Here is a 3,002-nt window from a genome sequence, read left to right as displayed (position 1 = left end):
CTTGCTGCTAAAAGCTCTGGGTCTTCTTAAGATTTGTTTTACAAACAGTCTCTAAGAGGGAACACGAGCTTGAGGAATATTTAGTAGTTTAATTAAAGTTAAACGATGGCGTTCCGTAAATCTTCCTAACTGTCTATAACCCCAATAACCACTTATGATTCCCATAATCATAATCAGCAGTATCAGCCATAAGGGGTGACGACAACCTCTCTGCTATGCGAAAATCAGGTATTTCTTTCAGGTAATCAATGAGGCTTTTTTCCATATATTTTCATATATTGGTATATTGGCCAACTTTACAAACTAAATCTGCTCCTTACTCTATAATTCTACACGCTTAGTGAGAATGAAACAGCCCTGCCTTAAAAGGGGAGGCTTTAGACCTTATTTTTTGGTAAAAACAAGAGCTGAAATCTTACCTAAAGATACTTAAACATACTTTTTTTCAAGATTTATCATCGTAGATCGTCAAGATCGATGTTATTGTAAAATCAGTAGGTGGAGTTTCCACCAATTTTAAGACTGTGGAGAGGATAGGTTACAGCCCATGGGGCAGTAGATCGTCAAGATCGATGTTATTGTAAAATCAGTAGGCGGAGTTTCCACCGATTTTAAGACTGTGGAGAAGATAGATTACAGCCCATGGGGCAGTGGTATATGCGTGAAGCAGGAAGCTTGTCTCCAAGGCTCAAACCTAGGTTTGGGCAAGTTTGGGTAAGTTCAGCAGAACAGAAAACAGGAAATTGACTATGGCCAAATCCCTAAGTGGCAAAATCTTTGTATTAGATGACAATATAGATACTGACCAAATTATTCCCGCCGAGTATCTAACATTAGTTCCTTCCAAGCCAGATGAATATGATAAGCTAGGAAGTTATGCTTTGTGTGGGTTGCCCGATCGCTACGGTAAGTTTATTAAACCAGGAGAAATGAAAACCCACTATCCAATTATCGTGGCTGGAGAAAATTTTGGTTGTGGCTCTTCACGGGAACACGCACCTATTGCCCTAGGCGCTTCTGGTGTCCAAGCAGTAGTGGCTCAATCTTATGCTCGTATATTTTTCCGCAATTGTTCGGCGACTGGGGAGTTATATCCTTGGGAGTCTGGCGATCGCCTGTGTGAGTTATTTGAAACTGGTCAGGAAGTTACTATTGATTTTGAAGAAAATCAGTTAACTAATCATACTCTTGGTAAGACTTATCAGTTGAAGTCTTTGGGAGAAGTAAGACCTGTGATTGATGCTGGAGGTCTTTTTGCTTATGCTCGTCAAACAGGTATGATTTCTCAAAAGCAAGGTTAAATTTTTCGGTAGTCCTACATAGTAATCGTAAAGATATAGCAAGGAACAGGGAACAGGGAAGAGTTGGAAAAAGATTTCTTGGTCATAAGATTCATCATCAGTAATTGTCCTAACCAATTTTTTCTTAGCTATATATTTTTTTAATTTCTTCCCACACTCCCCACATTTCCCAAACTCTCTCTACCATTACTATGCACCACCACCAATTTTTCTTGTCAATGGGAGAGAAATTTATCTCTCCTTATTTAGTTTTCAATTGTTTTTAGTGTTCAATTGTTCAAGAATTTCCAATTGTTTAGCTTGAAATTTTATGGAAACTCAATCTCCAGAACGTACCAGACTAAAATTCATTATTTTATATAAGGGAATTATTGCAACTGTCATGTTGGTAATTTCTTTAATTTCTGGCTGGAGCTGGAGAAATTTTGAGACTCTGGCAACTTGGGCTGAAATTAATCTGGTTAATGGGGAATTTCAGACAGTAGAATTAATTTTAAAACCAATTCTCAATGCTGATATTCCTAGTCTTAAGTTAGTGGCTCGTTATACAGCAGTTTATGGCAGTTTGATAATTATCGCCTTAGTTGGTTTGTGGTATGAAAAGGTTTGGTCTAAGATCCTTTTTGTAGGATTAGTTGCTGTACCATTGCCTTTAGAAGTAAAGGAATTAATACATGATTTTTCTCTCATCAGATTGACTATTTTTATATTTAATTTAGCCGTATTTTTATTTTTTATTATCCGAGAATTCAAGACTGAAGACTAAATGTTATTTTCAAGCATTAAAGAAAGACGGAGATTTTTTTCATCTTTCCAAAAACATTTTTTAAATACCTGTCATTACTTATCTTGAAAAAACATTTCTGCAATCCTTTACGCTCTAATAACTTTTCAAATAATCCTGGTAAATTTCTAGCTATGAGTAAATCGGCAATATTTTTTTCTCGTAAACTATAATCTCGTTTTGGCTGTAAATTTGAGGAGATTTATATTTTGATTGGCTTAGTAAATTAACTTCAGAATTTTTAGAGTTAACTAAATTATTTGAAGATTTTGTTTCAAAAATACCTTGGAAAAGCATTAGCAATTTTTTTAAATAATTGTAATTTTGGCAATTGAGCAACTTTGCTTTCTGTATCAACACAACTGTCTGATTCTAACTCAGTTGAAAATTTAATTCTAGATATTTTCCAAGTAAATGCTATTAGAATCAATTGAAGGAATTAATTCACCAAATAAACCTAACCATTTTTTGATATTTATGGGACGATTATAATCATTAGGATCGAGAGTTATTCCCATCATAATTACTTGATTAACAACCCAATTAATATCATAATTAATTTCTATTGCTGGTTTTAAAGTAACACCTTTTTCTCTACTTGCTCTAGAAAAAGATGGAGTAGGCACTATTTTTGTCAATAAATAATATAAAGTAGTAGCCAAAGCATAAACATCATTCATTAATGGATAATGGATAATTGATAATTGATAATTGATAATTAGGGCTTGCTGATTAAATCTAAAAGCATTGACAGATAAAGATTTTAGACTGTAATGGTCTTTAAAAAGTACAAGGTTTTCGTTCTAAAAAGCTCAAAAATTTAGGATTTTGGATTGACTATGGCAGAAAAATCATCCCTTAATTTTTCCTCCTGCCTCCTCGCTCATTCCCCATTCCTCCTGACTTCCCCTCCTGGG

The 3,002-nt window shown here is 34.6% G+C and carries 3 protein-coding genes and 1 pseudogene; 2 read left to right on the top strand and 2 right to left on the bottom strand.

Going from position 1 to position 3,002, the window contains the following annotated elements; all coding sequences use genetic code 11:
- Nucleotides 1-51: 51 nt before the first annotated feature.
- A pseudogene (locus ACP6PM_RS01905) lies at nt 52-201 on the bottom strand (ISAs1 family transposase); the annotation flags it as partial.
- 548 nt (nt 202-749) lie between these two features.
- Here ACP6PM_RS01905 and ACP6PM_RS01900 point away from each other — a divergent pair.
- Together ACP6PM_RS01900 and ACP6PM_RS01895 are read left to right on the top strand one after the other, a co-directional pair.
- Nucleotides 750-1,301 carry a LeuD/DmdB family oxidoreductase small subunit gene (locus ACP6PM_RS01900; RefSeq protein ID WP_426581333.1) on the top strand — a complete coding sequence of 184 codons (552 nt, stop codon included), beginning with the start codon at nt 750-752 and terminating at the stop codon, nt 1,299-1,301.
- A 310-nt stretch (nt 1,302-1,611) separates the two neighbouring features.
- Entirely contained in the window at nt 1,612-2,067 is a 456-nt protein-coding gene (locus tag ACP6PM_RS01895) for a DUF2127 domain-containing protein (RefSeq protein WP_426581331.1), read from the top strand.
- Between the two features lie 413 nt (nt 2,068-2,480).
- Here the strand turns inward: ACP6PM_RS01895 and ACP6PM_RS01890 are convergent, their stop codons facing one another.
- Nucleotides 2,481-2,765 (bottom strand): hypothetical protein, encoded by a 285-nt coding sequence (locus tag ACP6PM_RS01890; RefSeq protein WP_426581329.1) that lies wholly within the window; start codon nt 2,763-2,765, stop codon nt 2,481-2,483.
- Nucleotides 2,766-3,002: the final 237 nt, after the last annotated feature.

The organism is Dapis brunnea BLCC-M229 (genome assembly GCF_050015995.1).
In the GTDB taxonomy this organism is placed as follows: domain Bacteria; phylum Cyanobacteriota; class Cyanobacteriia; order Cyanobacteriales; family Microcoleaceae; genus Trichodesmium.
The sequence above is the reverse complement of the archived record's forward strand: the minus strand, read 5'-3'. Positions and strand labels throughout refer to the sequence as shown.